This window comes from Streptomyces sp. 11x1 (genome assembly GCF_032598905.1).
In the GTDB taxonomy this organism is placed as follows: domain Bacteria; phylum Actinomycetota; class Actinomycetes; order Streptomycetales; family Streptomycetaceae; genus Streptomyces.
In genome coordinates this window covers 3123085-3149971 of sequence record NZ_CP122458.1, presented here as the reverse complement: position 1 = coordinate 3149971, position 26887 = coordinate 3123085, and the positions used below count along the sequence as shown (strand labels likewise).

Genomic DNA, 26887 nt, shown 5'->3' with positions numbered 1-26887 from the left:
TCCCCCATGGAGGCACAGTCTTGACTCGCGCTGGAGCACCGGCCGGACGTCCGCCGCGCCAGGACGTCGAGTACTGGCGGCGGCGGCTGGCCGGTATCCCGCCCCTCGACCTCCCCACCGACCGCAGACGTTCGGTCGTACGGTCGACGGAGACGTCCACCTACGCCTTCGAGGTACCGCGCGCCACCGCCGAGGCCCTACGCGCCCTGGCAGACCGGCAGGACAGCGACCTGCGGGCGGTGTTCGTCGCAGGGATCCAGGCGCTGTTCACCCGCTACTTGGGCCAGTCCGACGTGGCCGTCGGCACCCTCGCGCCGCGCACGTCGCACACCGTGGTGCTGCGCACCGAGGCCGGGGCCCACGACTCGTTCGAGGACCTCGTCACCCGAGTGAGGGACACGGCGCAGGAGGCATTCGCCCACGACGTGTCGCTGGCGCGGCTCGTCGAGGAGCTTGCGCCGGAGCAGGACACCAGTGTGACGCCGTTCGTGCAGGCCATGGTCGTCGTACGGGACGGGGAGCAGGCCACCGCCGCGTTCGATCCGCTGGACCTGGCGCTGGAGGTGGCCGTCGTGGACGGAGCCCTGCCGGTGTCCGTCCACTACAACTCAGTCCTGTTCGACCATTCGACCATCGTACGGATTGTCGGGCATCTGACCGTGCTGCTGGCCGGTGCCGCCGTTCAGCCGGAACTGCCCGTCTCCGCCCTGCCGATGCTCTCCCCGGGCGAGTTCGAGCAGGTGGTCCACGGTTGGAACACCACCGAGCGGTCCGTGCCCACCGGCACCTTTCCCGACTTGTTCGCCGCTCAGGTGCGGACGCGGCCCGACGCCGTCGCCGCCCTGGACGAATATGGTCCGCTGACCTACCGGGAACTGGACGAGCGGTCCAGCCGTATCGCCCACCACCTCCTGGATCTCGGCGTCAGTCGGGGCGACCTGGTCGGGCTGTGCGTGGAGCGCGGTACCTGGCTGGTTGCCGGGATGCTCGGCGTGATGAAGGCCGGCGCCGCCTATGTGCCGCTCGATCCGAACTATCCCGAGGAGCGGCTGGCCTACATGCTGCGCGACTCGGGCGTCGGGTATGTCGTGACGCAGGAGACCGTGGCCGGCGGACTGCCGCCCACCGACGCCGTACTCGTGCCCGTGGACCGCGACCATGCCGTGCTGGACCGCCGGCCCGTCACGGCACCTGAGGTCGCGCTCACCCCCGAAGACCTCGCATACGTCATCTACACCTCGGGATCGACCGGCCGGCCCAAGGGCGTCCTGGTCACGCACCGGGGCATCGGCAACCTCGTGGCCGCCCAGACCGAGGCGTTCGATGTCACTCCGGACAGCAAGGTGCTCCAGTTCGCGTCGGCCAGCTTCGACGCCGCGTTCTGGGAGATCTGCATGGGCGTCCTCACTGGCGCCTGCCTGGTCATGGGCTCCGAGGAGTCGCTCCAGCCGGGCGAGCCACTGGCCGCGTACACCGCCAAGCACGGCGTCACGCACGCCACGCTGACCCCGACCACGGTCGCGGTGCTCCCGGAGGGTCGGGGCCTGCCAGCCGGCGCGACCCTGGTGGTCGCGGGCGAGGCGGCCACGGGCGACCTGGTGGACCGCTGGTCGGCGGGGCGACTCATGATCAACGCGTACGGGCCGACGGAGACCACCGTGTGCGCCACGATGAGCGCTCCGCTCAGCGGCGCCGAGGTGCCGCCCATCGGCAGCCCCATTGCCAACACCCGCGTTTACGTACTGGACGATCTCCTGCGCCCGGTGCCGGTCGGCGTTCGGGGCGAGCTGTACATCGCGGGTCCCGGGCTGGCCCGTGGTTACCACGGCCGGCCTGGCACCACGGCTGAGCGGTTCGTCGCCGACCCGTTCGACGCGCACGGGAGCCGGATGTACCGCACCGGCGACGTCGTGCGCCGCCGGGCGGACGGCACCCTGGAGTATCTGGCACGGGTCGACGACCAGGTCAAGGTACGTGGGTTCCGCGTCGAACTCGGTGAGATTGAGAGTCTGTTGACGCGCCGCGGTGACGTGGCGCAGGCGGTGGTGGTCACCCACAACACCAATTTGCTGGCCTATGTGGTGCCGTCCGGTCGCGTCCGCCCGACCGGCGGCGAACTGCGCGAATACCTGGCCGTCCAGCTTCCGGAGTACATGGTCCCGGCGGCGATAACCGTGCTGGACGCGCTGCCGCTGACACCCAACGGCAAGGTGAACCGTCTGGCGTTGCCGACCTTGGAGGCGCCGCGCGACGGGGGACGGGGGCCGGGTTACGAGGCGCCGCGCAACGCCGTCGAGGAGACCATCGCGAACGTCTGGGCCGAGGTCCTGGAAGTGGAGCGCGTCGGCATCCACGACGAGTTCTTCGCCCTCGGCGGCAACTCGCTGCTCTCCGTGCGCGCTGCATCCCGGCTGCGCCAGGCCCTCGGCATCAGGCTGTCGCTGCGCGTGCTGTTCGACTCACCCACGGTGGCCGCGCTCGCCGAGCTGCTCTCCTCGGCCGAGGAGAGCGCGGAAGCCGCCATCCCGGTGATCTCCCGCGAGGGGCTGCTGCCCATGTCGTACGGGCAGCGCCGACTGTGGTTCCTGGAGAACTTCGCGCCGGGCAGCGCCGAGTACCACACGGGATTGGGTCTGCGGCTGACCGGAGCCCTGGATCTCGACGCCCTGCGCGACGCCATGCGCGACCTGACAGCGCGTCACGAGGTGTTGCGGACCACGTTCGGCGCGGTCGGCGGCCAGGGTGTGCAGGTGGTCTATCCGTCACTGGACCCCCAGTGGCAGAGCGTCGACTTGTCCGGGGTGCCCGAGCGACTGCGTGAGGAGCGGCTGCGGGAACTGGTCCGCGCGCAGATGGCACGCCCCTACGACCTGCAAACCGGCCCTCTGGTCCGAGTGTTGCTGGTTCGGCTGGCGGAACGGGAGCACGTCTGCGTCCTGGGCGTCCACCACATCGTGACCGATGGCTGGTCGTCCGGGGTGATCGCCCGGGAGCTCAGCGCGCTGTACACGACCCGGGTCCGCGGCACCCGTCAGGAACTGCCGGACCTCACCGTGCAGTACGCCGACTTCGCGGCCTGGCAGCGCGGACGTACCGAGGGCAGTGCCCTGGTCGGCCGTCATCTGGCGTGGTGGCGCGAGCGGCTGGCCGGTGTCACCCCGCTTGACCTGCCCACCGACCGGCCACGCCCCGCGGTGCGTTCGACGACGGGTGCCGAGTACCACTTCGAGCTGCCGTCCGGCCTGACGGCCAGGGCCCGGGAGCTGGCCGCACAGCGGGGCGCGACTCTCTTCATGGCCCTCACCGCCGCGGTCAAGGCGGTCTTCGCGCACTGGTCCGGGCAAGAGGACATCGCGGTCGGCACAGCCACCTCGGGGCGCGGCCACCGCGAGCTGGAGCAGCTGGTGGGCTTCCTGGTCAACACGGTCGTCCTGCGTACCAGGGTCGAGCAGCGGATGTCCTTCGGCGAACTGCTGGACCGGATCAAGGAGACGGTGCTCGACGCCTTCGCGCACGAGGACGTGCCGTTCGAGCAGGTGGTGGAGGCGGTGCAGCCGGAGCGGGACACCAGCCGTACTCCGCTGATCCAGACCATGGTCGTCCTCCAGAACACCCCGCGCGGTGACGTCCGGATGCCGGAGGTGGAGTACGAGCCCTACCCGGTGGAGCACGGCGCCGCCCCATTCGATCTGACGGTGGAGTTCACCGAGGCCGACGACCGGCTTTATGGCCGGATCATCTACAGCACCGCGCTGTTCGACGAGGCGACCGTCGCGCGGCTGGTCGGCAACCTCACCGTGCTGCTGGACGCGGCGGCCGACTCCCCCGAGCAGGAGGTGAGCGCGCTTCCCCTGCTCACCGAGGCCGAGCACGCCCGCCTGGTGCACGGCTGGAACGACACGGCCCGTCCGCTGCCCGAGAACACCCTGCCCGAACTGTTCACCGCGCAGGTCGCCCGGCAGCCCAACGCGGTGGCCGTCTCCTTCGGTGACACCGACCTGACCTACCGGGAGCTGGACGAGCGCGCGGACCGGCTCGCCGGCCGACTGCTCGCGGCCGGTGCCGGTCCGGGGCTGCTGGTCGGCCTGTGCCTGGAGCGCGGGACGGACGCGGTCGTGGCCATGCTCGCCGTCCTCAAGGCGGGCGCGGCGTATCTGCCGCTCGATCCCGGCTATCCGGCCGAACGGCTCTCGTACATGCTCGACGACGCCAGGGTGCGCCTGCTGCTCACCCAGCGGCGACTGCGCGAGCGACTCCCCGACACCGACGCCGCGATCCTCGACCTGGACGAGCTCGGTGATCCAGGCGACTCGGATGTCAAGGGCGCGGAGGCAGGCGGTGACGTTTCCCGGGTCGCGGTCTCGCCGGACGACCTGGCATACGTGATCTACACCTCCGGTTCGACCGGCGGCCCCAAGGGCGTGCTGACCTCGCACCACGCGGTGGTGCGGTTGGCGCACCAGTCGGGGATCTTCGACCTGGCGCCCGGGGACACCGTCGCCCAGTTGGCCTCGCTGTCCTTCGACGCCGCCACACTGGAGGTGTGGGGGGCGCTCCTGAACGGGGCCCGGCTTGCGGTGCACCCGCCGACGACGCCTACCGGCCAGGAGCTGAAGACCTTCCTGACGCGGCACCAGGTGACCCATCTCGCCATTGCGGCCGGCCTGTTCGCCCACGTGGTCGACGACGATGTGACGGCCCTGAGCGGGCTGCGTCAGGTCGTGGCCGGTGGCGACAAGCTTTCGCCCGAGCATGCCGCCCGGGTCCTGGCGGTCCACCCGGGTCTGCGGCTCGCCAACGGCTACGGCCCGACCGAGGCCACCTCGCTGGCCACCACCTACCGGCTGGTGCTCGGCATGGACCCGGCGACCCCGGTGCCGCTGGGCACTCCGGTCGGCAACACACGGGCCTATGTACTGACCGCTTCGCTGAGGCCCGCACCGGTCGGTGTACCGGGTGAGCTGTATCTCGCGGGCCCGGGGCTGGCCCAGGGCTACCTGGGGCGGCCCGCCCTGACCGCGGAGCGGTTCGTCGCCGATCCGTTCGGGGAGCCCGGAAGCCGAATGTACTGTTCGGGCGACCTGGCCCGGCGCCGGGCCGACGGAGTGCTGGAATTCCTGGGGCGTGCCGACCGCCAGGTGAAGATCCGCGGCTTCCGGATCGAGCTGGGCGAGGTCGAGAGCGCCTTGAAGCGGCACCCTGATGTCACGGACGCGGTCGTGGTCGCGCACGAGGACGCTCCGGGCCGCCGTCGGCTCGTCGCCTATGCCGCCGGGACGCCCGCCCTTGACGGCGAGGTGCTGCGTGCCCATCTCGCCGCGACCTTGCCCGAGCACATGACGCCCGCCCTGTTCGTACCACTGGAGCGGCTGCCCCTGACCTCCAACGGGAAGGTCGACCTGCGCGCGCTGCCCGGCCCGGAGGTTTCGGCGCTGCGGCCCGGTGCCGAGTACACAGCTCCGGAGGACGGCCCGCAGGCAGTGCTGGCCAAGGTCTGGTCGCAGGTCCTCGGGGTCGAACGGGTCGGCGCCCACGACAACTTCTTCGAACTGGGCGGCGACTCCATCCTGTCGCTCCAGGTGGTCTCCAGAGCACGGCAGGCCGGTCTGCACCTCACCTCGCGGATGATGTTCGTCCACCAGACGGTCGCTGCGCTGGCCGCGGCGGTCGGCACGGTGGCGGACGAGGAGCCGGCCGCCGAGTCCGTCAAGGTTTCCGGGCCGGTCGCTCTCACGCCGATTCAGCGCCGGTTCTTCGAGGACCACCGCGAGGGGCCGGACCACTACACCATGTCGACGCGGGTCGCCCTGGCCCCGGATACGGACACCGCCCTGCTGGAACGAGCCCTGGCCGTCACGGTGGCCCACCACGACGCGCTGCGGATGCGTTTTCGCCGTACGGGCTCCAATTGGACACAGGAGTACGGCGAGACACCCGACGCGGCCATGCTGCTGACGGTGCGTGACCTGTCCGGTCTGGACGAGGCCGACTGGGAGAGCGCGCTGGAGGAGGCCGCGGCGGCAGCCCGCCTGGCGGTGGACCTCAGCGCGGGCGTCCTGGCCCGCGGTGTGTTCTTCCGACTGGGCGCGGGACGGCTGCCGGTGCTCTTCCTCACCGCGCATCACCTGGTGATGGACGGGGTCTCCTGGCGAGTGATCCTCGAAGACCTGTCGACCGTGTATGCCCAGCTCACACAGGGCCTGGCAGCCGGGGCACCGAGCAGGACCAGCAGCTACCAGACCTGGGCGGCACGGCTGGCCGAGCACGCCCGGGCCGGTGGCTTCGACGCCGAACTGCCGTACTGGCGGGAGGTGACGGACCGGGCGGCCGGGGTGCCGCGCGACGGTGATGCGCCGAACACCTTCGGCTCGGCCGAGGTGACCTCCGTACTGCTGGGCCGGGAGGAGACCCGTGACCTGCTCCAGCGGGTTCCGGCCGCCTACCGCACGCAGATCAACGACGTGCTGCTCACCGCGCTGGGCCGGGTGCTGGGTCGCTGGGCAGGTGCGCCGGTGACCATCGCCCTGGAGGGGCACGGCCGCGAGGACCTCTTCGACGGCGTCGACCTGTCCCGCACCGTCGGCTGGTTCACGACTGCCTTCCCGGTCACGCTCGACGTGCCCACCACGGATTGGGGCGCCGCCCTGAAGGCCATGAAGGAGAACATCCGGGCCGTCCCGGGCCACGGCCTCGGTTACGGCGCCCTGCGTCATCTGCCGGGCCCGGACGGGCGTCCCCGGTTCGGCGACCCGGTGCACGAACAGCAGGTTAGCTTCAACTACCTGGGGCAATGGGATGGCTCTGCGCAGCGGGACGGGCTGGTGCGCGGCCGTCTGGAGCCTCTGGGCCGCGAACAGGCGGACGGGCTGCCACGTCCGCACCTGATCGACATCGTGGCGGCCGTGAGTGACGGGGAGCTGCGCGTCGACTGGATCCACTCGCCCGGAAGCCACGCCACGGCGACCGTCGAGCGGCTGGCCGGTGAGTTCCTGGCCGCGCTGCGCGACCTGGTCCAACATTGCCTGGCCGACGGCAGCGGCGGCGCCACGCCCTCCGACTTCCCGCTGGCCGGGCTCGACCAGGCCGGAGTGGACCGGGTCGTCGGTGACGGCCGGAACGTGGCCGATGTGTATCCGCTGACGCCGATGCAGGCGGGCATGCTCTTCCACACGCTGTCCGACCCCGAGGGCACCTCGTACGTAGAGCGGATGACCTATGTCCTCGACGGTGTGCGGGACCCGGAGGTGCTGTCCGAGGCGTGGCAGCACACGGCCGACGGGCTGGAGGCGCTGCGCACCCAGGTCGTCTGGGAGGGCGTGGAGCGGCCCCTGGCCGTGGTGCGCCGTCGGGTCGAGCTTCCGGTCGACCAGGTCGACTGGCGTGGCCTGTCCGCTGTGGAACAGGAGGAGGCTCTGGGGCGGATGTGGGACGAGACGCCGCGACTGGACATGAGGACGGCGCCGTTGGCCCAGCTCACGCTGATCCGGCTGACGAACGACTCGGTGCGGGTGGTGTGCGCCTTCCATCATCTGCTGTTCGACGGCTGGAGCATGTTCAGCGTGCTGACCCAGGTACACGACGCGTACACGGCGCTGGCCGCGGGCCGCACGCCGGCGCTCATGTCCCGGCAGCCGTTCAGGGCGTACGTGGAGTGGCTGGAGCGGCAGGACGGCGCGCAGGCGGAGGAGTTCTGGCGCGGTCGGCTGGCCGGGTTCACGACACCGAACGCACTACCGTACGACCGGCTCCCGCCGACCGGCCACACATCCCGTTCGACGGCCCGGCTGTTCGCCCGGCTCTCGCCCGAGGACTCGGCTGCCCTGGCCGCGTTCGCGCGTACGCACCGGCTGACCCTCAACACCTTGGTGCAGGGCGCGTGGGCGCTGTTGCTGTCCCGTTGCTCAGGCGAGCGGGACGTCGTGTTCGGCGCGACCGTGTCCGGCCGCCCCGCGGACTTGACCGGCGTCGACTCGATCGCGGGCATGTTGATCAACACGCTGCCGGTGCGCGTCGGCATCGGCGAAGAGGCCGCCGCGGCCTCGGTGGCCGACTGGCTCACGGCACTTCAGCGGGAGCAGGTGGAGGCGCGGCAGTACGACTACGTCCCACTGTCCCGAGTGCGGGACTGGAGCTCCGTGGAACGCGGCACCGGGCTCTTCGAGAGCCTGGTCGTCTTCGAGAATTACCCGAGGGACGTCCATGCCGAGGACGGCGACGGTCCGCATCTGCGGGCTCTGACCGGTATGGACATCACTCACTTTCCGCTGAACCTGCTGGCCTACGACGCCGAGGAGTTGGCCTTCACGCTGGCCTACGATCCGGCGCTGTTCGACGAGGACACCGTCGCGAACCTGGCCCGGAGCTTCACCACGCTGCTGACCGGACTCGCCGCCGACCCACAACGGTCGCCGGCCGAGCTGCCCGCCCTCTCGGACGACGAGGTCGAACAGGTCGTACGGGAATGGGGTCATGGTCCGCGCACCAGGCCGGTCGACGGGACGGTGCACGGCCTGGTCGCTCGGCAAGCGGCCGCCACACCCGACGCGACGGCACTGTCGTACAGTGAAGTAGCGGTGAGCTACCGGGAGTTGGAAGAACAGGCCAACCGGTTCGCCCATCACCTGATCTCCCTGGGCGCGGCCCCGGGCGGTGCCGTGGGCGTGTCGGCGCTGCGGGGTCCGGACCTGGTGGTCGCGCTGCTCGCAGTCCTGAAGACGGGCGCCGCGTATGTGCCGGTTGACCCGGCTTATCCGGCGGACCGTCGGGCGTTCATGCTCCGGGACTCGGGGGCCGGGGTCCTGGTCAGCGACGGCTTCAGTGAGACACCCGAGGTGGCCGGGCTCACCGTCACGCGGCTGGATCTGCCGTCCGTGGCGGGGCTGCCCGGGACGGCGCCCGACACGCGGGTGTCTGGCGACGACCTCGCGTACGTCATCTACACATCCGGCTCGACGGGCCGCCCCAAGGGGGTGGCGGTCGAGCACCGCTCGGTGCTGAACCTGCTGGCCCACTCCCCGGCCTCGTTCGGCCTGGGCGCGGGCGAGGTGTGGTCGGCGTTCCACTCGTATGCCTTCGACGTGTCCGTCTGGGAGATGTGGGGTTGCCTGACCACCGGCGGTCGGCTCGTGCTCATCCCCCAGGACTGGTCGCGCGAGCCACGTGCTGCCTGGGACCTGCTGCATACCGAGGGCGTCAGCGTGCTGAGCCAGACGCCGTCGATGTTCCGCACCCTGGTGGAGGACGGCGCCCCTACGGCCACTGCGGTCGAGTTGCCGAAGCTGCGGTGGGTCTTCCTTGCGGGTGAGGCCCTGGAGCCCAAGCACCTGTCGGCCTGGTTCGACCGCCACGGCTCTGGGGGCGCGCGGGTCGTCAACGTGTACGGGCCCACCGAGGCGACCGTGTACGTGACCTATCAGGAGATCACCGCCGACGACGTGGCGGCCGGCGGCCCGCTGCCCATCGGGCGGCCACTCCCCGGCTACCAGGTGCTGGTTCTGGACGAGGCGTCCGCGCCGGTCCCGGCCGGGGTGACGGGTGAGTTGTACATCGCGGGCGCGGGGCTGGCCCGGGGCTACCTGAACCGCCCGGAGCTGACGGAAGAACTCTTCCCCGGGCATCCCTTCGGCGAGTCCGGGGAGCGCGTGTACCGATCGGGCGACCTGGTGCGTTGGCGTTCCGACGGGACCCTGGTCTACCTGGGGCGCCGGGACGGACAGGTCAAGATCCGGGGCTTCCGCATCGAGGCCGGTGAGGTCGAGGCCGCGCTGGTGAGCCTCCCGGCGGTCCGGGACGCGGCGGTCGTGGCCCATACGGACGGCGAGCGCACGGTGCTCGTGGCCCATGTGGTAACAGTCGACGGCTCGGCTCCCGACGCCAGCGAGGTGCGGAGCCTCCTGGCCGGGCGACTGCCGGAGTTCATGCTGCCGACCGTCGTCAACCGGCTCGACGAACTGCCGCTCACCCCCAGCGGCAAGGTCGATCGGCGAGCCCTTCCGGCGCCGTCGGTCCCGAACGACAGCCAGGGGGCCCGTATCGCGCCGCGCACGGTCACCGAGGAGGCCGTGGCCGAGATCTGGGCGGAGCTGATGGGCTCCGGCCCGGCGGGGATCCACGACGACTTCTTCACCAATGGCGGCGACTCGCTCCTCGCGATCCGGGTCGTCTCCCGTCTCAACACGGCCTTCGGCCTGGGCCTGTCGCCCCGGGTCCTGTTCGACCGGCCGACGGTCGCCCTGATCGCACACGAGATCGAGGAACGCGTCCTCGCGGAGCTGGAGGAGGGTGGTCCCACTCCGTAGCCGGGGCGGAAAGCCAGTCCCCCGCCCCGGGTGAGGCCCACCCGGCCTGCCCCCCCCACCCGCTCTGTGGCCCCCCGGCTGATTCGTCCCGGGGAGGTGCACGACTTCTAGGAGTTCTCCATGAGCATGCCGTCTTCCCATGAGGAGCGCATCGCCGCGCTCCCCGAGCATCTGCGCGAGGCCCTTGCCCGACGTCTGGCGGGCCGCGGCGGTTCCGAGCCCGAGATCCGTCGCGCCGACCGTTCCGGCCGGCTGCCGATGTCGTATGGCCAGCAACGCCTGTGGTTCATGGAGGACTTCGCTTCGGGCGGCTCCGACTACAACCTGGCGCACGCCCTGCGACTAACCGGCATGCTGGACGCCGGAGCGCTGCGCGCCGCCGTGGGTGACCTGATGGCCCGCCACGAGGCACTGTGCACCACCTTCCAGGTGGTCGACGGCCAGGGAATACAGGTACCGCACTCCGAAGCGGCGCCCCAGTGGTCGGACGCCGATGTCTCGGATCTGCCGGAGGACCGACGCGAGGCCGCTGCGCGCGAGCTGGTGCGGGCGGAGATGGCACGGCCCTACGACCTGGCGCACGGCCCGCTGGTCCGGGTCCTGCTCGTGCGGCTCTCCGCCTCCGAGCATGTGTGCGTTCTGGGCATGCACCACATCGTCACGGACGGTTGGTCGATGGGCATCGCGGCCCGCGAACTGGGCGAGCTCTATGCCGCGCGGCTGGCCGGACGCACCGCCGAACTCGCCGAACCTTCCTTGCAGTACGTTGACTTCGCCGCCTGGGAGCGGGAGCGCCTGGAGAATGACGGCGCCACGAAGGTCGCGTGGTGGCGGGAGCGACTCGCGGGCCTGGAGCCGCTGGAACTGCCCACCGACCGGCCTCGCCCGGCCGTGCGTACCTCGGCGGGCGCGGCGTACACCTTCGAGGTGCCCGCCGAGACTGTCACATCGGTCCGTGAGATGGCGCGGGAGCACGGGGCGACGCTGTTCATGGCGCTCACGGCCGCTGTCCAGGTGGTGCTCGCCCGGCACTCGGGCCAGGCGGACATCGCGGTCGGCACCTCCTCGTCAGGGCGCGGCCGCCCGGAGCTGGAGAAGCTCGTCGGATTCCTGGTGAACACCGTGGTGCTGCGCTCCCGAGTGGAACCGGACCTGACCTTCGGCGAACTCCTCGCACAGGTGAAGGACACCGTCCTCGACGCCTTCGCCCACGACGACGTGCCGTTCGACCGGCTCGTGGAGGCGTTGGCCCCGGAGCGGGACCCCAGCCGCACCCCCCTGGTCCAGGCGACGGTCGTACTCCAGAACGCGCCGACGGGAGCCGTGGAGTTCCCCGGGGTGACGCTGACGGAATACCCGCTGGAACGCCACGCGTCACTGACCGATCTCACCCTGGAGTTCGAGGAGCGTGGCGACATGCTCCTCGGTCTGGTCGAGCACAGCACCGAACTGTTCGACCGGGCCACCATCGAACGGCTGACAGGGCATCTGCTCACCCTGCTCGCGGGAGCCGCCGCCGAACCGGGGCGGACCATCCAGCAGCTGCCCCTGCTCACCGACGGCGAGTACCACCAGCTGGCCGAGGAGTGGAACGCCACCGGCACCTCGTCCGTGGCACCGGCTCTGATCCACGAGCGGGTGGCTCAGCAGGCGGCCCGCACTCCGAAGGCCACGGCAGTCGTCGCCGACGACGGCGAACTGACGTACCGCGAGCTGGAGGAGCGGGCGAACCGGCTGGCCCATGTCCTGCGGCAACAGGGCGCCAGACCGGGCACGCTCGTCGGCCTCGGCGTCGGACGCGGTACGCACATGGCCGTCGGACTGCTCGGCATCCTCAAGGCCGGTGCCGCCTATGTGCCGCTCGACCCCGACTTCCCGGCGGACCGGCTGACATACATGGTGGCGGACTCCGGAGCCCCGCTCCTCGTCACCGACGCCGGGGCCCGCGTCCTTCTGCCGGCCACGGACGCCACGCTCATCGACCTGGACGCGGACGCGGAGCGACTGGCCGGGGCCCCCACCGACGCTCCCGTCTGCGAAGTGTCGGCCGACGACCTGGCGTACGTCATCTACACCTCGGGCTCGACAGGGCAGCCCAAGGGCGTCGCCGTCGAGCACCGGAACGTGCGCCACATCTGCGCCGCCTGGGACGAGCGGTACGGCCTGACCGAGGCCAAGCTCCGCTTCATGTCGGTCTCCAGCCTGTCGGTCGACCTGTTTTTCGCCGATCTGATCCGCTCCCTGCCGTTCGGTGGCACGCTGATCATCGCCTCCAAGGACGTGACCACCGATCCGCCCGCGCTGCTCGACCTGATCGAGCGGACCGGAGCCACCGGCATCGAGATCGTGCCCACGCTGATGAACGCCGTCCTCGCCGAGGCCGACCGCCGCACCGGTGGCCTGCCGCCACTGCGGCTGATCTCCGTCGGTTCGGAGGGCTGGCGTGTCGCGGACTGCCGGACACTGCTGGACCGGGTGGGTCCGGACACCGTCGTGATCAACGCTTACGGCGGCACGGAGGCGACCGTCGACTCGACCGTGTTCCTCGCCACCGCGGACACCCTGCGCGACGGCGTGTATGTCCCCATCGGACGTCCCCTGCCCCGTACCCGGGTGTATGTGCTCGACGCGGAGATGGGTCTTTGCCCGGTGGGCGTGCCCGGCGAGATCTGGATCGGCGGTGACGGCGTCGCCCGCGGCTACCACGGACGGGACGAGCTGACCGCGCAGCGGTTCGTGCCCAGCCCGTTCGTCCCCGGCGACCGGCTCTACCGCACCGGCGACCGGGCGCGCCATCTGCCCGGAGGGGACTTGGAGTTCCTCGGCCGGGCCGACGACCAGGTCAAGATCCGGGGCTTCAGGGTCGAGCCGGGTGAGGTGGAGACGGCACTTCTCACGCACTCTGCGGTGGAGCAGGCCGTGGTGGTGGCTCGGCAGGAACCCGCGGGCACGCTCCGCCTCGTCGCCTATGTCGTCACGAGCCGGGCGGTGAGCGCGGCGGAGCTGCGAGCGCACCTGAGAGACCCGCTGCCGGACTACATGGTCCCGGCCGTGTTCTCCCGGCTGGAGCACTTGCCGCTGACGCCGGGCGGCAAGGTCGACCGCCGCGCACTGCCGGAACCGGACGCCCAGGCGGGCCCGGGGGACGAAGAGTACGTGGCACCGCGCACCGCCGTGGAGAGACTGCTGGCCGAGACCTGGGCCGAGGTGCTCCGCGTCACGCGGGTGGGCGTGCACGACAACTTCTTCGAACTCGGCGGCGATTCGATCATGTCCATCCAGGTCGTCGCCGGCGTGCGCGACCGGGGTCTGCGGCTCACCTCCAAGCAGCTCTTCCTGCACCAGACCATTGCCGCGCTGGCGTCCGTGGTCAAGGCCGACGAGGGCAGGACACCCGCGGCCCCTGCCCAGGGCCCGGCCGCCGGAGCGGTCGAACTCGCGCCCATCCAGCGTTGGTTCCTCGACACCCATACCGTCGACCCGGCCCACTACGCGATGTCCGCGCACCTCGCGCTGGCGCCCGACACCGACACCGAACTGCTCCACCGCGCCCTGGCCGCGGTGGTGGCCCACCACGACGCCCTGCGCATGCGGTACGTGCGGCAGGGCGAGCACTGGCTCCAGGAGTACGGCCCGTCCGCCGTGCCTTCCGGTCTGCTCGCCGAGCACGACCTGGCGGGGCTGGCCCCCGAGGCGCGGAAGCGGGCCATGCAGGAGGCGGCCGAAGTCGCTCAGCGCTCGCACGACCTCGCGGACGGCGCCTTGGTGAAGGGCCTGCTGTTCCGGCCGGGCGGGGACGAGGCTCCCTCCCTGTTCCTCGTCGTGCACCACCTGGTGGTCGACGGCGTGTCCTGGCGGCTGATCCTCGACGACCTGGCCACGGCGTACGCGCAGCTCGCGGCCGGTGAGACCGTGGCGTTGCCGCAGCGCACCACCTCCTACGGCCGCTGGACCGAGCGGCTCACCGCGCACGTCCGCTCCGGTGGCCTGGACCACGAGGTCGCTCACTGGGCTGCCGTCGACCTGGGCAGCGCTCCCGCACTGCCCAGGGACCGGGACGGCCGTAACGCCGTCGCCCACGAACGGACCGTGGCGGTACGGCTCAGCCGAGAGGAGACGGACGCGCTGCTGCGCCAGGTCCCAGCGGCGTACCGCACCCGCATCAACGACGTTCTGCTGACCGCGCTGGGCCGGGTCATGGCCGACTGGGTGGGCGACGACCGGGTGATCGTTGGCCTGGAGGGTCACGGCCGCGAGGAGCTCTTCGACGACGTCGACCTGTCCCGGACGGTCGGCTGGTTCACCTCACACTTCCCGGTGGAGCTCCGGCTGCCCCGCGCCGCTGACTGGGGCGCGGCCCTCAAGTCGGTCAAGGAGCAGGTCCGCACCATCCCGGGCAACGGCCTGGGCTACGACGCCCTCCGTTTCCTGTCCGAGCCCGGCACCCCCGGGCACGCGCTGCACGCGCACCGTCTGCCGGGCATCAGCTTCAACTACCTAGGCCAGTGGCAGGGCGTGAGCGGCGGAAACGGACTCGTCCGCGACCGGCTGCCGTCGCTCGGCAGGGAGCACGCCACCGACGAGACCCGCCCGTATCTGCTGGACGTGATCGGTCTCGTCGACGACGGGCGGCTCCAGGTCGGCTGGACCTTCTCGGACCAGGTGTTCGCGCCGGAGACCATCGATCGGCTCGCCGAGGACTTCCACACCGCCATGCGGGCGATCGTCGCGCACTGCGTGACGGAGACCAACGGTGGCGCCACTCCGTCGGACTTCCCGCTGGCCGGGCTGGACCAGCAGACGCTGGACCGGGTCGTCGGCACCGCCCGGAACGTGGAGGACGTCTATCCGCTGACTCCGGCACAGGCCGGGATGCTGTTCCACTCACTGGCCGACCCCGATCTGCCCGGCTACTTCGACCAGATGGTGTTCACGTTCGACGACGTGACGGACACGGAACTGCTGGCTCGCGCATGGCAGGTCGTCACCGACCACTTCGAACTGCTCCGCGGCAGGCTGGTGTGGGAGGAGGTGCCCCGCCCTCTCGTGGTGATCGAGCGGGAGGCCCCGCTCCCCGTCCAGCACCTCGACTGGCGCGACAAGCCGGAGGAGAAACAGGCGGCCGCGCTGGAGGAGTTCCTGACCGCCGACCGGGCTCGGGGGCTGGACCTCTCCGTGGCTCCCCTGGCGCGTCTGACACTGATCCGCACGGCGGACACCCGGGTGTGCGTGGTGCGCAGCTCGCACCACGCGCTCCTGGACGGCTGGAGCACGTTCCGGATGCTGAGCGGTCTGTCCGCCGCCTACGAGGCGCTGGCCGCCGGCCGGCAACCGGCGCTGCCCGTCGGCCGGCCGTTCCGGGCGTATGTCGAGTGGCTGGAGTCCCGGGACCACACCCAGGCGGAGCACTACTGGCACGAGGCGCTGAAGGGATTCGAGGAACTCACCCCGTTGCCGTACGACCGGCGGCCCGCCCCCGGGCACAAGGCCCAGTCGACCGAGCGACTGCTGCGCGAGCTGTCGCGGGCGGCCTCCGAGGAGGTGTACGCCTTCGCCCGGCGGTACGGGTTGACCGTCAACACCGTGGTGCAGGCGGCGTGGGCCCTGCTGCTGTCCCGCTACAGCGGCCGTGACGACGTGATGTTCGGCGCCACCGTGTCGGGCCGTCCGGCGGATCTTCCCGGAGTGGACTCGATCGTCGGCATGACGTTGAACACCCTGCCCGTGCGGAGCGTCGTGGACGGCACGGCGCCGGTGGCGCGGTGGCTGGAGCAGGTGCAGCGGTCCCAGTCGGAAGCGGCGGAACACTCCTACCTGCCGCTGTCCCGTATCCAGGCCCTAGGCTCAGGGGAGAGCGGGGTCCCGCTGTTCGACAGCTTGGTGAACTTCGAGAACTACCCCATGACCGACCGCGCGGCGGCCGACCAGGGGCTGAGGCTGCGAGACCTGCGCAGTGTCGAGACGACCAACTTCCCCTTGATCCTGCGCGCCCACGCGGGCGAGGTGTTCGGCTACTCGCTGGCCTATGACCCGACCCTGTTCGACGAGGCGACTGTGGCGCGTGCGGCACAGCACTTGGAGAACCTGCTGACCGGGCTTGTCGCGGACGCGGAACGCCCGGTGGCGGACGTACCGCTGTTGTCGGACACCGAGTACGACCAGGTGGTACGGAGCTGGAACGCACGCGCGGTGGTCGAGGGCGAGGGCGAGTTGCTCCATGAGCGGTTCGACCGGTGGGCTGCGCTCAGGCCCGACGCGGTCGCCGTCGTCAGTGACGAAGGAACCTTGACGTACCGGGACTTGCACGAGCGGTCCAATCGTCTCGCCCATCACCTGATCTCCCTGGGCGCGGGCCCGGGTCAGCTGGTGGGTCTTTCGGTACGGCGCGGGCCGCTGATGCTGCTCGGGTTGCTCGGCATCCTCAAGGCGGGCGCCACGTACGTACCGCTGGACGCTGCCTACCCCGCCGAGCGGCTCGCGTTCATGATGAGCGACTCCGGCATGCAGATCCTGCTCACCGAACGCGCGCTGCGGGACGTCCTGCCGGTCTCAGGCGTCGTCGAGGTGGAACTGGACGGGGAGGACGGCGACCTGACGACGGCCGCGGCCCTGCCCGTGACCGCTCCTCGGGTGACGCTGACTTCCGACGATCTGGCCTACGTCATCTACACCTCGGGTTCCACCGGCCGCCCCAAGGGCGTGATGGTGACGCACGGCAACGCCGCGAACCTGCTGCCCTGGCTGGAGCATGCCTACCCGGTGACCCCCGAGGACCAGGTACTGCTGCGCACATCGATGAGCTTCGACGTGTCCGTCTGGGAGTTGATGTTGTCGCTCCTCTCGGGCGCCACGGCACACGTGGTCTCGTCGGAGGTCTCCCGCGACCCCGCGCGTCTGCTCGAAGTGATGGAGCAAGGGGGTATCACTGTCGCGCAGTTCGTGCCCTCCCTGCTTGGCGCGGTACCGCTACAGCGGCGCCCGAGCGCCCTGCGCCGCCTCTTCGTGGGCGGCGAGCCGTTGCCCAGGTCGCTGGCGGACACGGTCAGTTCAGCCTGGAAGGTGCCGCTGACCAACAAGTACGGGCCCACCGAGGCCACCATCCAGATCACCGTGTCGGATCACGAGGCGGGGGACACCTGCGAAACCGTGCCGATCGGCGGTCCCATCGCCAACGCGTCCCTGTACGTGCTGGACCCTGCGCTGCGGCCGGTGCCGGTGGGGGTGGCCGGAGAGCTGTACGCGGCCGGGCCGGTGCTGGCCCGCGGCTATCTGCGGCGGCCCGCGCTGACCGCGGAACTTTTTGTGGCCTGCCCCTTCGGGCCCCCGGGCGCGCGCATGTATCGGACCGGCGACCTGGTCCGTTGGCGGGCCGACGGCCGTCTGGAGTTCATCGGCCGCACCGACCACCAGGTCAAGGTGCGCGGTTTCCGGATCGAGCTGGGCGAGATCGAGGCGGCCCTGGACCGGCAGGCCGCGGTAAGGCAGGTCGCGGTGACGCTGCGGGAGGACGTTCCGGGCGAGCGCCGTATCGTCGCCTACCTCACCTCCGAGCGTGCGTTGTCCAGCCGGGAACTGCGGGCCGAGCTGGCCAAGTCCCTGCCGGACTACATGATCCCTGAGGCGTTCGTCCAGCTCGACCGGCTGCCCCTGTCCCCCAACGGCAAGGTCGACACCAAGGCGCTCCCCGCGCCGGAGGTGTCCCGGGAGCAGACGGACGAAGGCTTCGCGGCCCCACGCACGCCGCTGGAGGAGACCCTGGCGGGCATCATGGCCGAGGTCCTCCACTTGGAGAGGATCGGGGTCCACGACAACTTCTTCGAGCTCGGCGGCAACTCGATCTCCTCCATCCTGGTGGTCTCCCGCGCCCACAAGGCAATCGGGCAGCGGATCTCACCCAGGCTGCTGTTCGACGCGCCCACGGTCGCCCAGTTGGCCGAGGCGCTGGAACCGGAGCCGGAGGCCGAGGACGAGTCGACACCAAAGTCCGGCGCGGAGTCCGGCGACAAACCGGCCATCCCCACCGTGCCCCGGGACGGCGTGCTGCCGATGTCCTTCGGCCAGCAACGCCTGTGGTTCCTCCAGGACTTCGACGAGAAGAGCACGGAGTACCACTCGACGGCGGCTGTACGGCTGTCCGGAACTCTGGACGAGGCCGCGCTGCGCGCGGCCCTGGGCGATCTGACCGCCCGGCACGAATCCCTGCGCACCACCTTCGAGATGGCCGACGGCCAGGGCGTTCAGATCGTGCACCGGGAGCTCGCTCCCGACTGGGACACCGTCGACCTTTCCCATCTGGCGGACGAGCGTGAACGGGACCGGCGGATGCGGGAGTCGGTGCGGGCCGCGGTGAATCGCCCGTACGACCTCCGGCGGGGACCGCTGGTGCGGGTACTGCTGGTGCGCCAGGCCGCCGACAGGCACGTCCTGGTCCTCGGGATGCACCACATCGTGACCGACGGCTGGTCGATGGGCATCATCGCTCAGGAGTGGGGCGAGCTGTACGCCACGTGGACCGGCCGGACGCCGGCCGGACTGCCCGACGTCCCGGTCCAGTACGCGGACTTCGCTGCCTGGCAACGCGCACGCCTGGGCGCCGGCGGGGTGCTGGAGTCCCAGCTCGCATGGTGGGAGGAGCGGCTGCGCGGCATCGAACCGCTGGAGCTGCCGACGGACCGGCCGCGCCCCGCGGTGCGGTCCGGTCGAGGCTCGTCGTACGCCTTCGAGGTACCGGGGGCGGTCGTCGACCAGTTACGCGAGGTGGCAAGGGACCACGAGGCGACCCTGTTCATGGCGTTGACCGCCGCCGTGAAGGTGGTTCTCGCCCGGTATACGCGACAGGACGACATCGCCGTCGGCACCGCGACCGCCGGGCGCGGCAGCGCGGGACTCGACCGGCTGGTGGGCTTCCTGGTGAACACGGTCGTGCTGCGCTCCCACATCGACGGCACACAGTCCTTCGGCAGCTTGCTGTCCCGTCTCCGGGAGACCACACTCGACGCCTTCGCCCACGAGGAGGTGCCCTTCGAACGCGTGGTGGAGGCCGTCGGGCAGAAGCGCGACACCAGCCGCACCCCGCTGTTCCAGGTGATGGTCGTCCTGCAGAACACCCCCGGCGCTCCCTTGGAGCTGCCCGGCCTGCACACGGACGGCCTGGACATGACCCGGGACACCGCGCTGTACGACCTGACCCTGGAGTTCGAGGAGACAGAGGACGGCGTACGGGCCGTCGTGGAATACAGCACCGACCTGTTCGACGAGGCCACGGTGGCCCGCTTCGCCGAGCACCTGGGCGTGGTCCTGGCCGCCTGTGCCAAGGCCCCGCAGCTGGCGGTGTCCGAGCTGCCGCTGCTCACTCCGGCCGAACGGGAACTGGTCGTGCGGGAGTGGAACGCGTCCGAGGACATCGAGGTCGCCGGCACCTGCGTCCCGGAGCTGGTCGCCGCAAGTGCGGCGGAGACTCCCGACGCGATCGCCGTCACGTGCGGCACCGAGCATCTGTCGTACCGGGAGCTGGACGAGCGGGCCAACCGCCTCGCCCACCACCTGCTGTCGCTGGGCGCGGGCCCGGACGTCCTGGTCGGCCTCTCGGTCGAGCGCGGTACGGACATGGTGATCGGCATGCTCGGCATCCTGAAGGCGGGCGCCGCCTACGTCCCGCTCGACCCCGCGTACCCGGCCGACCGGTTGGCACACATGGTCCAGGACGCGCAGGCCAAGATCCTCGTGACGCACCACGGCCTCCAGGACAGATTGCCCGCCTCCGAGACGGTGGTGGTCGACCTAGACGACGAGTCGATCAGCCGACTCCCGAAGACGGCGCCCGCCGTGCGGCAGTCCCGGACCGACCTCGCCTACGTCATCTACACCTCGGGGTCCACCGGCCGTCCCAAGGGCGTCGCCGTCGAGCACGGCTCGGTGCTGGACCTGTTCGCGGGCACGCGGCCACTGTTCGGTTTCGATGCGTCGGACGTGTGGACCGTCTTCCACTCGTACGCCTTCGACTTCTCGGTCTGGGAGTTGTGGGCCTGCCTGACCACAGGTGGCCGTGCCGTGGTCGTGCCCCGGGACGTGGCCCGCTCCTCCGAGGCGCTGTGGGCTCTGCTCGCGGACGAGGGTGTGACTGTGCTGAACCAGACACCTTCGATGTTCGGCGAGTTGGTGGCGACCGCGGCGGCCGAGGACGCCTCCGCGCTGCCCCGGCTGCGGTGGGTGGTGTTCGGCGGCGAGGCGCTGGAGCCCAAACACCTGATGACCTGGTTCGAGCGCTACGGCTCGCCCGGCACCCGCCTGGTGAACATGTACGGCATCACCGAGACGACCGTGCACGTGACCTTCCAGGAAGTACGCCCCGAGCACGCGACCACCGGGAGCCGTGTCCCGGCCGGTCGGCCCCTGCCCGGCTACCGGGTACTGCTGCTCGACCCGTCGGGTACCCCGGTGCCGGTCGGAGTCCCCGGCGAGATTCACGTCGCAGGCTGCGGGCTCGCCCGCGGGTACCTCCACCGTCCCGAGCTGACTGCCGAACGCTTCCCGGTCAACCCATACGGGAAGCCGGGGGAGCGAATGTACCGATCCGGCGACCTCGCCCGCTGGCGTGCCGACGGCACCCTGGAGTACCTCGGCCGCTGTGACGACCAGGTCAAGGTGCGTGGCTTCCGGATCGAGCCGGGCGAGATCGAGACGGCGCTGGTCCGCCACGACCAGGTACGCGAGGCCGTGGTGGTCGCCCGGCCGGACGGGGGCGGACACCGCAGACTGGTCGCCTACGTCGTGGCGGACGGCGAGATACCGGCCGCTGAACTGCGTACGCACCTCGCCGGCACGCTGCCCGACCACATGGTGCCCTCGCTGTTCGTGTCCCTGGACACCCTGCCACTGTCACCGACCGGAAAGGTCGACCGGCGCGCTCTTCCCGAGCCCGAGGCGCGCACCGAACCGGCCGACTTCGAGGCCCCCCGCGACCGTACCGAGGAGGTGCTCAGCGGGATCTGGGCCGAAGTGCTAGGTGTACCGCGGGTGGGCGTGCACGACAACTTCTTCGAACTCGGTGGGGACTCGATCCTGGCGATCCAGGTGGTCTCCCGGGCCCGACAGGCCGGTCTGACGGTGACGTCCCGGATGCTGTTCCTGCACCAGACCGTCGCTGCGCTCGCCACGCAGGCCGCCGCGACGGCTGCGGACCGCTCGGCCCCCGCAGAGGCTGACGTACCGCACGGCCCGGCCGAACTCACCCCGATCCAGCGCTGGTTCTTCGAACGGCATCCCAGCGGGCACGACCAATACGCGATGTCGGTACGGGTCGAGCTGGCGCCGGACACCGACACCGGGCACCTCAGGCACGCGCTGCGGGCGGTCGTCGACCACCATGACGCGCTGCGTGCGCGGTTCGTCCGGCAACCCGACGGAGTGTGGACGCAGGAGTACACCGCCCCGGGACCGGTCTTGGAAGACGGGCTGCTCCACGAGTGCGTGTTGTCTCGCGCCGACTCCGCCGAACAGCAGAGCCGCGCCGCGCACGCGGCAGCACTGGCTGCCCAAGAGGCCCTCGACCTGGCGGCAGGAGCGCTGGTCAAGGGCATGCTGATCCGGCCAGGTGGCACCGGCGCACCGCAGCTGTTCCTGGCCGTGCACCACTTGGTGATGGACGGAGTGTCCTGGCGGGTGGTCATGGAGGACCTGGACACGGCGTACGCGGCACTCGCAACAGGCAAGGAGGCCCAGCTCCCGCCCAGGACGACCAGCTACCAGCGATGGGCTGCCCGCCTGGCCGAGCATGTCCGCTCCGGGGCCCTCGACTCCGAGGTGGCTTACTGGGAGGCGGCCGCAGCCGGTTCCCGCCCCATACCGCGGGAGGGCGACGCCCCGAACACGTACGGCACGAGCACGGCGGTTTCCCTGGCCCTGAGCGCGGAGGAGACCGACGTACTGCTCAAGCAGGTGCCCGGGCTCCACCGCACACAGATCAACGACGTGCTGCTCGCGGTGGTCGGCCGAGTACTCGGCGACTGGGCGGGCAGATCGGTGACGGTCGCCCTGGAGGGACACGGTCGCGAGGAACTCTTCGACGACCTCGACCTGTCCCGCACGGTCGGCTGGTTCACCACGATCCACCCGGTCACTCTCGACGTGCCCGACGGAGACTGGGCTACCGCCCTCAAAGCCACTCGCCGGGCCCTGCGGAAGGTACCGGGCCGCGGCCTCGGGTACGGGGCGCTGCGCCACCTGTCATCCCCCGACGCCCCGGGACACGCGCTGGCGGCCTTGCCCGAGCCGCAGATCAGCTTCAACTACCTGGGGCAATGGGAGCTGTCCGGCAACCAGGACGGCCTGATCCGTGGCGGACTCGACGGCCTTGGCCAGGACCGCGCGCCGGAGCAGGTGCGCCCACATCTCATCGACATCGTGGCAGCCGTCGCCGACGGAGCGCTCCGATTCGACTGGATCCACTCGCCCGGAAACCACGACACAGCGACCGTCGAACTGCTGGCTCAACGAGTTCTCCTCGGCCTGAGGCAGATCGTCGACCAGGTCCGCACCGACTGAAGGGAGTCTTCACATGACTCGCTATGTCCTGAACGACACTGAGACAGCGGCGATCGGCGCCCTGGCGGACCGAGTGCGGGACGAACTCGAGGGCTGGGACCCCTTGCTCCACGTCGACCGGATCAGAGCGGAGTCGGAGCGGCTGCCGGTGGGCCTACGTCAGTTCCTGGCCATGGCCCGGACCTCGGAAGAGGCCGTCATCCAGGTGGCGAACCTTCCCGTCGACCCACAGCTCGTACCTACCCCGGCCAGCTGGCAGGTGGCCGAGAAGGAGGCGGCAGCGGTCCGTGAGGAACTGGTGCTGCTGCTGGTTGCGGGCGCGCTCGGTGATCCCTTCGCCTGGGCCAGCCAGCAAAACGGCCGTCTGGTCCACGACGTGTGCCCCTCTCGCGGCCAGGAGGCCTCGCTGACCAGTGCGAGCAGCGAGACCGCGCTGACCCTGCACACGGAGGACGTCTTTCACGCCTGCCGGGGCGACTACGTGGCTCTGATGTGCTTGCGCAACCCCGACCAGGTGGGGACGACGGTTGCGAGCCTGGACCGCGTCGCACTGCCGGCGCACCTGCGAAAGGTGCTCCAGGAGGACCGGTTCCGGTTCTACCCCGACGACTCGCACGTACCCGAACCGAGGTATGCCCAGGGCCAGCCGCTGGGCCGGGACGCACGCCCGCACGAGGTGGCGCCGGTTCTGTTCGGCCCCCGCGACACTCCGTACCTGCGCATCGACGGGGACTTCACCGAGGCGCTGCCGGGCGACACGGAGGCAGAGCAGGCGCTGCGGGAGTGCGTGGACCTGCTGGACGCGGCGGCCGAGCGGATCGTGCTGGAGGCGGGTGAGCTCGCCTTCCTCGACAACTACCAGGTGGTGCACGGCCGGGACGTCTTCGTACCCCGGTACGACGGCACGGATCGCTGGCTGAAGCGGACAAGCGTGGTGCGGGATCTGAGGCGGACGTATGTGCACACGCGGAGCCGTACCCGAGTCCTGGGCTGACGTCCTGAGCCAATACACGAGGGCCGGGCACCGTCACAGGCGCCCGGCCCCGAACTCCGAGGGAGCCGTTGTGACCCGCCCACAAGCCGGACGGAGAGACTTCACCCTGCTGTGGACGAGCCAGGCAGCGGCTGAACTCGCGTACAGCACGTCACTGATCGCACTTCCCTTGCTGGTTTTGACCGTGACGGGTTCACCGACTCAGGCCGGTGTCATCTCGTTCGTCGACGCCGCCGCAACCCTGCTGGCCGGGCTCCCGGCCGGAGCCGTCGCGGACCGGTTCGAACGACGGTCGGTCCTCCTGTGGTGCGAGGGCATCCTGACGGTGATCTTCGGCGTGGCATCCCTGTCCCTGTGGCTCGGTACGGCCTCGATGACCTTGCTGGTTGTCCTCGCGCTTCTCAACGGCGCGGCCACGGCCGTGCTCTTCGCGGCAGGCACCGCCATGGTGCCGACCCTCGTGCCGCCGGACGGCCTGACCCGCGCGGTCTCGATGAACTCCGCGCGCACCTACGCCGGCCAGCTCATCGGCACCTCGGCGGGAGGAGCCCTCCAGGCGGCGAAGAACGCATTGCCGTTCGTCGCCGGTTGCGCCGCACATGCCGTCGGATTCGTCCTACTGCTGTTCCTCAGACCGGGGCCGCCCGCCGACCGCACCGAGCGCTCCCAGGGTCGGCAGGGCCACGACCTGCTGGACGGCATCCGCTGGATTCGGGCGCACCGCTTCCTGGCTCACGGCCTGTTCTATGCGACGGTCACCAACTTCTTCTACGGCGCCGTCTACTTCGTGGTCATCGCCTCGGCGAAGACCAGCGGCATGAACTCCGGCCTGGTGGGCGCGATGGCGGCGCTGCTGGGCGTGGGGGGGCTGCTGGGGGCACTGGCGGTACCGCTGCTCCAACGGATCCTGACCGGCGCCCGGCCTGTCTACGCGGTGCTTTGGCTGTTCACGCTCGTTACCGCTGGCATCGCGGTACTCCCCGGCGGATACACGCCGGGAGTACTGCTGGGCATCTGTGCTTTCACGGCGCCGACGGCGAGCGCGTACTTCACCACGTACCAGTTGCGGCTCACTCCGGACAGCCACCGGGGACGGGTGATGAGTGTGGCCAACGTCTGCGGGGGCGGCGCCGGTGCGGTGGCGCCACTTGCGGGAGGCACGCTGTACGACTTGTGCGGCCGAGCCCCGACCTTGCTGGGCTGCGCCGCCGCATTGGCGGCGGTGGCCCTTTCCGCTCTATTCAGCAAGACGTTGCGAGCCGCTCCCCAGCTGTCGGACGTGGCGTCATGAGCGTACGGACGAGATTCACGGCTTTTCGTATATCAGGGCACAACTCTCCAGAATGAGTCGTCAACCTGTGTTGGTGACGGGCACTTCGAGGAGTCGCGGCACAGGAGTGAGGACGGAACGGGAATTCGTTATGGCCAGTCTGTTTCTTACACTTGGGGACTTGTCGCGTGTGCGCTTTCTCGACACCCTCGGCATGGACTTCGAAACTCGCTTGGCAGAACTTAGACTGATGGAGCCGAGGCTCGACGACCTGTCGGAGTGGCGCCGCAAGGTCAGGAGAAAGTTACGCCGGGTCTTGCCCCAAGCTTCGGAGCCTCCGGACCGAAGCGTCTTCCGCAAGTTGGCGGTGGAGCCCTTCTGGTATCGAATCCGTAATCACCTGGAGCAGGAGCGGGCCGCCCTGGCCCGAAAAGTACTCACCGGCGGCGTCGAAGAGGCTCTCAACCACCTCCACCCTGCGATCACCTGGAAAGCCCCATTCCTGGAGATAGGCGACGGCAACGGACCGGAAGAGCTGTGTCTCACGGGCGAGGGCATGCTGCTGGTCCCCTCGCTGTTCGCACGAGGTCCGCTTTTCCTGCCTGCGAAGCCGGACCGGCCAGGTCTGCCCGCTGTCGTCTATAACGTAGAACTGGACATTGATACTGCGGCCACCCTCTGGCAGACAGACGAGGAGGACACGGCTGCTGCCCTGCGCGACTTGCTGGGTCCCACGCGGGCCGGTGTCCTGGAATGCCTACGGGTGCCCGGTTCGACCGGCGATATATCACGCCGCCTGCACATCTCCAGCCCGTCCGCAAGCAAGCACGTGAGCGTGCTGCGAAGAGCTGGCCTGGTCCGCACCGACCGTACGAGCAACCTGGCGGTACACCGCCTCACCGACCTCGGCGAAGCCGTCCTCCGATCGTGAAGCTGGCGAAGAACGCATGACCAACAACCAAGCATGGCTCACCACGTACAGGCCGAGGCCTACCGCTCCCACCCGGCTCGTAGTGTTTCCGCACGCCGGTGGCAGCGCGAGCTTCTATCGCCCCTGGGCCGATCTTCTCCCTCCGACATTCGAGCTTCAGATCGTCCAGTACCCCGGCCGTGAGAACCGCATGGCAGCCCCCATGATTGACACTATGGAGGCTCTGGTGGCCGCCGTAGCCGAGGCTCTGGTCACCGACTCCCGAAGAACCGTCCTCTTCGGCCACAGCTTGGGAGCGTCAGCGGCCTACGAGGTCCTGCGCCTGCTCCAGCCTATGGGTGTCCCCATAACCCGCCTCTGCCTCTCATCGCGTGAATTCGCTCCGGGAACAACGCCATCGCGCCCGGCCACCCCTCGTACGGACGCCTCACTGATGCGCTCGATTACCAGGCTGGGGGGTACCCCTGCCGCAGTACTGGAAGACCCCGACCTGCGGGCGATGCTCCTGGACATAGTCCGCAACGACTACCTGCTCCTCGACCGCTACCACTTGGCTCCGCCCGCTGAACCGCTCCCGGGCATCGAGCTTTCGACGCTGACCGGCGCCCAGGACCCCGAAGTACGCCCGGGCCGCATGAAGGCCTGGTCCTCCACGACCACAGGCCCGCATTCTCACCACGTGTTCCCTGGCGACCACTTTTACCTCACAGCTCACACTCCTCAGATTCTGAAACTGATTACAGCCTGACCTGGCAGTACAGGCGCGCCGGATCGCAGTCGCAGACCGCGCCTGACCGTTGTTCCGTTCTCCCTCAGGCTGCTTCACGCCCCACGGCGAGTCCTGTCCGGCT

Annotated in this window: 6 protein-coding genes; all 6 read left to right on the top strand. The window is 70.3% G+C overall.

Annotated elements, in window-relative coordinates; translation table 11 throughout:
* Positions 1-20: 20 nt before the first annotated feature.
* The 6 genes from P8T65_RS13545 to P8T65_RS13520 all read left to right on the top strand — a co-directional run bounded on the left by P8T65_RS13545 (position 21) and on the right by P8T65_RS13520 (position 26784).
* Positions 21-10298 (top strand): non-ribosomal peptide synthetase, encoded by a 10278-nt coding sequence (locus P8T65_RS13545; protein WP_316725669.1) that lies wholly within the window; start codon positions 21-23, stop codon positions 10296-10298.
* Positions 10299-10418: 120 nt separating this feature from the next.
* Positions 10419-22841: a non-ribosomal peptide synthetase gene (locus tag P8T65_RS13540; RefSeq protein WP_316725668.1), complete on the top strand. Its 12423-nt coding sequence runs from the start codon at positions 10419-10421 to the stop codon at positions 22839-22841.
* Positions 22842-22854: 13 nt separating this feature from the next.
* Positions 22855-23835, top strand: a complete 981-nt coding sequence (locus P8T65_RS13535; RefSeq protein ID WP_316725667.1) for a TauD/TfdA family dioxygenase — start codon at positions 22855-22857, stop codon at positions 23833-23835.
* Positions 23836-23905: 70 nt separating this feature from the next.
* Positions 23906-25126: an MFS transporter gene (locus P8T65_RS13530; RefSeq protein ID WP_316725666.1), complete on the top strand. Its 1221-nt coding sequence runs from the start codon at positions 23906-23908 to the stop codon at positions 25124-25126.
* 169 nt (positions 25127-25295) lie between these two features.
* The gene (locus P8T65_RS13525; protein WP_316731577.1) at positions 25296-26036 is read left to right on the top strand and encodes a winged helix-turn-helix domain-containing protein; all 741 of its coding nucleotides are present in this window, start codon (positions 25296-25298) and stop codon (positions 26034-26036) included.
* Between the two features lie 16 nt (positions 26037-26052).
* Entirely contained in the window at positions 26053-26784 is a 732-nt protein-coding gene (locus tag P8T65_RS13520; RefSeq protein WP_316725665.1) for an alpha/beta fold hydrolase, read from the top strand.
* The last annotated feature ends 103 nt before the right edge of the window (positions 26785-26887 follow it).